At 42.2% G+C, this 6,168-nt stretch carries 7 protein-coding genes and 1 pseudogene; 4 read left to right on the forward strand and 4 right to left on the reverse strand.

Annotation, left to right across the window (positions count from 1 at the left end):
* Positions 1 to 3: 3 nt before the first annotated feature.
* Positions 4 to 300 carry a class I SAM-dependent methyltransferase gene (locus ACFIMS_RS06635; RefSeq protein ID WP_375629834.1) on the reverse strand — a complete coding sequence of 99 codons (297 nt, stop codon included), beginning with the start codon at positions 298 to 300 and terminating at the stop codon, positions 4 to 6.
* A 355-nt stretch (positions 301 to 655) separates the two neighbouring features.
* The gene (locus ACFIMS_RS06640) at positions 656 to 1,021 is read right to left on the reverse strand and encodes a hypothetical protein (RefSeq protein ID WP_375681072.1); all 366 of its coding nucleotides are present in this window, start codon (positions 1,019 to 1,021) and stop codon (positions 656 to 658) included.
* Between the two features lie 460 nt (positions 1,022 to 1,481).
* Here ACFIMS_RS06640 and ACFIMS_RS06645 point away from each other — a divergent pair, with 460 nt between their 5' ends.
* From ACFIMS_RS06645 to ACFIMS_RS06655, 3 genes are all read left to right on the forward strand, one after another.
* Positions 1,482 to 2,903 carry a coproporphyrinogen-III oxidase family protein gene (locus ACFIMS_RS06645; protein WP_375668498.1) on the forward strand — a complete coding sequence of 474 codons (1,422 nt, stop codon included), beginning with the start codon at positions 1,482 to 1,484 and terminating at the stop codon, positions 2,901 to 2,903.
* A gap of 10 nt (positions 2,904 to 2,913) precedes the next feature.
* Positions 2,914 to 4,134, forward strand: a complete 1,221-nt coding sequence (locus ACFIMS_RS06650; RefSeq protein ID WP_375696514.1) for an MFS transporter — start codon at positions 2,914 to 2,916, stop codon at positions 4,132 to 4,134.
* 777 nt (positions 4,135 to 4,911) lie between these two features.
* Positions 4,912 to 5,058: a hypothetical protein gene (locus ACFIMS_RS06655; protein ID WP_273787870.1), complete on the forward strand. Its 147-nt coding sequence runs from the start codon at positions 4,912 to 4,914 to the stop codon at positions 5,056 to 5,058.
* A gap of 68 nt (positions 5,059 to 5,126) precedes the next feature.
* On the opposite strand, the gene ACFIMS_RS06660 is transcribed toward ACFIMS_RS06655, so the two are convergent.
* On the reverse strand, positions 5,127 to 5,336 hold the full coding sequence (locus tag ACFIMS_RS06660) for a hypothetical protein (protein WP_375612065.1): 210 nt from the start codon (positions 5,334 to 5,336) through the stop codon (positions 5,127 to 5,129).
* Entirely contained in the window at positions 5,321 to 5,494 is a 174-nt protein-coding gene (locus ACFIMS_RS06665) for a hypothetical protein (protein ID WP_375612064.1), read from the reverse strand. Before ACFIMS_RS06665 ends, ACFIMS_RS06660 begins: the two co-directional genes overlap by 16 nt.
* A gap of 539 nt (positions 5,495 to 6,033) precedes the next feature.
* On the opposite strand from ACFIMS_RS06665, the pseudogene ACFIMS_RS06670 reads away from it, so the two are divergent.
* A pseudogene (locus tag ACFIMS_RS06670) lies at positions 6,034 to 6,168 on the forward strand (DUF4102 domain-containing protein); the annotation flags it as partial.

Consider the following 6,168-nt stretch of genomic DNA (forward strand, 5'->3'; position numbering starts at 1 on the left):
TACTCACCCCGCCGTAATATGCGTAAATGTATTTTCAGGATAAGACATACGCTCAGCATTTCCAATATGAAACTTAACCATCGCCTGCATAATAGAGCTATCAACCTTGTTCTGAGCGGATGGTACAAACTCTGCACTTATATCAATTTCCACCGCTTGACATTGCTCTTCGCACACAATATTTAGAGCTGAGAATCCAGTAGAGCATACCAAATCCAATAGATAGGAATTTTTGCTAATTGCGCCATGCGGGATCCAACATCTGATAGTCTCCAGCCCACTAGGAGATGTGTTATTTATATCTAAAAAGCCAAAAAATCAGGATATGAGAACACAATAATATCAATTTCCTTTGAACTAACGTCCTTTATCGTCGGTCTTCCACCATCGTAAATTTTTTTTTGTATCAGTTGCTTTCACATACTTTGACTTCTGACCTAGTGATACTGTGCAGATTGAGTACACATCCCCAGAGCCCAGATTGTAATTAAGTTCGTACCATTCTGCTCTTTTATAGAGCTAATATTTGAAAATAAATAACCATAATCTTTAGATATAACACGCCTAGGTTCAATAATTACCGTAAGCTTATGTAAACCACAACCCAATTGTGATAATGCCTCATAAATTTTACGAGGGTATTCGTCATTGATCGTCATGGCATCGCAGAACGCTGTGGAAGTCGGATATCCCCGCCTAAACTGATAAAACTTTTTTGATCCTTCAATGCGTAAATATCCTTTCCAGCTTTAGTTAAGGTGGATACTATTAACTCAGTCGAATTCAAATTAGAGCCCACATGAAAAGGCGCCCCATTAAGCCTAATCCTATTGGATTCTAGCAAAGATAATGCGGCACGTAACTCCGCCGCAGTCATACCAAAACGCGATCTATCCCCGTTTGCCAGTACATGGCACAATCTCAATGAGATTTTAGGTAGTATATCAAAATGGCGTGCAAGAGTGATGATGTCATGTAATTCGATAATATTATCACACTGGATATTTATATGTTTTCTAATAGGATAACTCTATCTCTTCTCGAAGTTTTACAGGGATATTAAAAAATGTATCTCTACCTTTAAAACCATCTTTTTGCGCTAATGATATCTCATAACCAGACGCAAATTCCAAGTCCCAGCAACATAACAATGATGCCCCGCACGTCCATTAAAATACCCTGCTTTTTCTCGCCCTAGGCATCCATAGCCCGACCACGTAAAACAGGATACCAATTGCAATATCAGACCATAAGGCTGCAAGAGAAAGTTCTTTTATAAATAGACATTTTTTTATCTTTCCATTACCTCTTAAACAAGCTCATCTGTTCATATAATGAGTTATATGTATAATACATATAACTTCTACAAAAGGAGGATTCATTATGTTCCGTGAAAATCTTTGGTAATACACTCGGATAATTGGATCACCAGTCGCCCGTCAATAATATAGTGCGCGTTAAGAAATTGGGGGAGATAAGCTATGCAACTCGTGGATCATCCTTTTGTGAAATTCGATCAACTCAAGCTGATTTACAACTTCACATATCCGTTATTTCGCACTATTTCAAATGAATTTTACGATTACCTAGACTTTAATAAACTAGCGCACAGTAAGCAGATTCCACAAGCGCATACTATTTCTCTTTATTTGCATATTCCCTTTTGTGAAACCATCTGTTCCTTCTGTCCCTTTCAGAAAGGGGCCTACAAGCACGTTAAGCAAATCGAATCTTATATGTCAGCGCTTACCACAGAGATCAGAAACAAAGGAAATTTCATTCGCTCGCTTAGAGGGCCCATCCGCAGCATCTATATAGGGGGCGGCACACCGTCGCTTTTGTCTGCAGATAATATCCGCCACATCGGAAAAGTATTGCATGCCGAATTTGAGCTCTCTTCCTTAACTGAGCTTACACTGGAAAGCGAACCGAAGAGCGTCACACGTGATAAACTTTATGCTGCCCGTGAGATCGGCGTTAACCGGATCAGCTTCGGTATACAGAGTTTCATTGAGCGTTTCCGATCATTGTTTAACCTCACCTCAACACGTGAACAAATCAACAATACCGTAGCTTGGTCACAAGAGATAATTGGACATGTCGGTTTAGACCTACTATATGGCATGCACAGCCAGCAAGCCGAAGAACTATTATACGATTTGAAGCAAGCCAGCGAGCTTCACCCTGAAACCATCAACCTCTATGCAATTAACAATCTGGCTATCACGTCGCAACTGCATAAGTCTTACGCACAAAAAGGGCTAAAGCCATCCAGCCTACAGCATCGACAGATGCTTCGCTTATTTAGCGACATCGTTATGCGCAGCTGCGGCTATGCGCCGTGTAATGGGCATTCCTATATCAAAATTGCCAATAACACTCCTCTAACGCTCGCTAAAACGAGTTCAGCTAATTATTTCCGCTATCACAAATATTTGCATGGTTATCATGACGATTATGTGGTTGGCTTCGGGGCGTCAGCAATGTCGATTCTCGGCTCACTCGTCACACGAGCCAATCCCAGTCGAAGCGGATACATTACCGACATACAACTTAAAGGCAAATCCAAAGTATACTACAATTGGGTATCAGCAGAGCAACAAGCCTCCAAGGCTTTGTGTATGAGGCTACCTTATAACGGTTATGCCAAAAAAGAAAGAATTGACTGGACCGCACTCCCCTCTTTCGTATACAATAACCTACAACAGCTCATAGGTGCAGGTCTCATCGCAGAAAGTGATAACAATCTCCAGCTGACTCAGCGTGGTTGGCAATGGTATTCCAACCTTATGTATTTTCTTCTACCTCAGGCAGATAGGAATATCTTGGACGGCTATGTCGCAAACATGCTGAATACAACCGCCGTACTTGATGGAACAGTGGAAACCTGTGTGGCATCTTAAGGAGAACAGAATGTTCACGCTTTTTTCCAACAAGAACATACGCTATTTTTGCCTAACCGTTAGTCTGCTCGCCTTACTCAGCGGTGCTTTGCGCACTGCCATCCCGCTATTAGCAAAACAATCTGGATATGGCGTAGTCGGAGTAAGTTGGGCGCAAGGTCTCTTCTCATTAGCGTGGCCAATTTTCGGCATCCTTGCAGGCGTTTTACTTGATCGCTGCGACAAAATAAAACTTGCCACCTCAGCTCTCTTCATCTTCATGCTACTGCATATTGTCCTGTTCATACTACTTATGATACAGATTACTCCAGCCGAACAAATTTTCTTCTATGCAACCATTGCTGGATTCATCGTCGTTTCTGCCGAAGCTTATATAATGACGATTCCACCACTTATCATGGAGGGAGAGCGATTGATGACCTTCTACTCTATTGTCTTGTTTTTAGATTTCGGGGTCTCCTATTTTCTTGCCCCTGTCATAACAAGCAGCATTTTAGCGCATAGCACCCTGCTATTTCTCGGCCTTTTAATCGTGCTTTTTATCGTATTGATTTTTACCGCTCGCCGTGCTGTTCCGACATCGCCAGCACTTGATAAAGAAAACATCACTTTCCGTTATATCATTGCCGGCTTTCGTTTCATTTTTTCAAATCGGCATCTTACCTCCCTTACATTACTCACATTCTTTCTATCGGTGGTATTTGGAGCATTCCTAACCTCATTCATCTTCTTCGTTACCGACAGTCGGTATCTGGGCCTACATAGCAGCCAATATGGCGTGATGTTTGCGGCCTACGCGCTTGGAACAATGGCAGGCGCCCTATTTGCACCGCGTATACGCTATGCACCGGTGCGCCTAGCTGTTCTCACTGACGGTTTAGGAACGGTTGTCTTGCTGCTGATTCCAGCCTTTTCAAAAAGTGCTGTCGTCGTATGGGGCGTCACCTTTATCGCTGGCGTTGGAGCAAGCTTATGGTTTATTGGTGTTACCGCCTTCAGGCAGCGCCTCACACCAAAGCAACTTCTCGGGCGAGCTAATTCTGCTTTTCGAGTGATAGGCTATGCTGGAACGCCGGTCGGAAGCTTTTTGGTCGGCGTCCTTGGTTCTTTTATATCATTGCAGTTTGCTGCCACCTTTATCGCTGGACTACTATTGGTGGCTATCGCGATAACGCTTCCATTTCTTTGGCAGGCTGATCATATAAACACCCCCAACCCTGCCACGAGGTAACAGCTGCTTTTAAAAAAAGACACGGTCAAAAAAGGCACACATACCCTATTACGCAATCGATTGATTTATTCTTTGGACGAGAAAATTATCACCATAATGGCTGATAGAGCCAGCGGCACTATAGAAGCAGCCAAACAAACGCTAAAGACAAAACAGCCCCTTTACGTTGCATTGGGCGATGATCCAACGCCTATATGAAAGATGCAGAGAGCTTATAGCGTACGGAGCGCGATTCTTAACTAAAAACTCCACCCTAGCAATGCCTACTTATACTCCAGTTAATCCGTCACCCGCTGGACATCAAATGCCTCACCCCTTCTGCTCCTCAAAATACATTTTGCTTCACTTACGCGCCGTATTCTTCCTTTGTAATTAAAAGAGCAGCCCTCCTTTCCTAGTTTAGGATCTCTGCCTACACAACGCAGCAACAGATACGACCATATATGCAATCACGCCTTAGGACCTGCATAGTAGAAAGCTTAGTTCGAGAGATTCATAAAGCCTATATCCCAATAAATTTGCCGCCCAATCCATCTTTTAAAAGGGCGGTTTTATATAAACCGTTAGAGCAAGCTATGAAATCCTTAGGTGTATTAGAAATAATTGGCGGTTTTTACCTCAGACCAATGTTGATTAACTTTTACTCGTACATATACGCAAGCGGTGCTACTCTTTTCTCAGATAGAAAGGACATAATCGTTACCATCTGACCTATTATTGTTTGAAAATAAAAAAAGTATCAGTGCGACTGATGATATTGAAGAGCTATCTCATTATGTGGCTGTACTTAATTACGGCATTGGGAAGCTAGACACGCAATCACCCATTTCTGCGCGCCTTCTGCATAATATTCATAAGATTTTATTACGCGGTAAACGCGGTACGTCCAAAAGCCTTGGCGAATTTCGCAAAGCACAAAATTAGCTTGGTGGTACACAACTAAAGACAGCGTCATTCGTGCCGCCCACTCCTACCACAGCCCCCCACTCTCTCTACCACCATCCCCCCCGCTTAGAATCGCGCCAACTCATCACCAGTGCCTCGTTAAACACCACACCAGTCTCAAGGGCGGTAAAATGCGCCTTGCCGCATTTAATCTTCAGCATTTCTTTAAGGCGCAAATCAAAATCGCTATTCGTTCCTTTTGTTTCCAGCACAAAGTAAAGCTTTTGTTCGCCATCCCTCTCTAAAAAACCGCCCAATCAGGCGTATAAGAACCAATGGGAGTGGCTATTTTTAAATTTCTTGGCAGTTTAAAAAACAATCTTACATCAGAGTCATTATCGAGATTTTGCGCAAACTCTTTCTCAATACGGCTCTCACAAATCTCATGATCATAAACACTTTTCTCATTGACCACCGTTGGCCCTATGATCGCCTTTTCCGACCTAATTTTACAGATGTAGAATCAATCTTATTATGATGCGCACATCCAGAGATTATTTTATCCTCTGCATTAGAACCAAAAACATGAACAATACGCAGAGGCTTCGGTAAGAAGGCCAACCGCTCAATCTCAACCTACACGAAAATGCATGTGCAGGCGAATGCCCTCCATAATATGCAATATTTCAAGCCCGTCCAGAGGGGTACCCCTTTTAAAAATTGTGCCTATGGCTTATAATAATCTCCAAAATATACATTTAGCCCTTGTCTGAAATAACTCAATTTTGGATTGATGAGAACGAAAACGCGCTGCGATAATCACGTTGTTCAGACCTTAGATAACACATTGATTTATAATGATAATATAGCGTTATTCATATTGAATTAGAATCCCGAATAACGTAAGATTCTCTCATTTCAAATCTGTTTATCTTGAATCAACTAAAACCACTCATTTGTACATAACAAGTGGGATGAGTGTGTGGATAAAATTTGTATAAGAAAGGACTAAAAATGGCTCTTATGAACCGTCTTAATGCAAGGGCTGTCGCAACATTGGGAGCTGGTAAATATAATGATGGTGCCGGCTTGTTACTTCATAAGCGTAAAGATGGAGGTGCTCAATGGATTTACCGTTTTACCATTCAT

The sequence above is a fragment of the Bartonella sp. AP331QHHD genome, assembly GCF_042195905.1.
Taxonomy (GTDB): domain Bacteria; phylum Pseudomonadota; class Alphaproteobacteria; order Rhizobiales; family Rhizobiaceae; genus Bartonella.

Excerpts from the sequence above, each read along its gene's own strand:
- ACFIMS_RS06645 (WP_375668498.1), top strand. The coding sequence starts at position 1,482 with ATGCAACTCGTGGATCATCCTTTTGTGAAATTCGATCAACTCAAGCTG.
- ACFIMS_RS06650 (WP_375696514.1), top strand. The coding sequence starts at position 2,914 with ATGTTCACGCTTTTTTCCAACAAGAACATACGCTATTTTTGCCTAACC.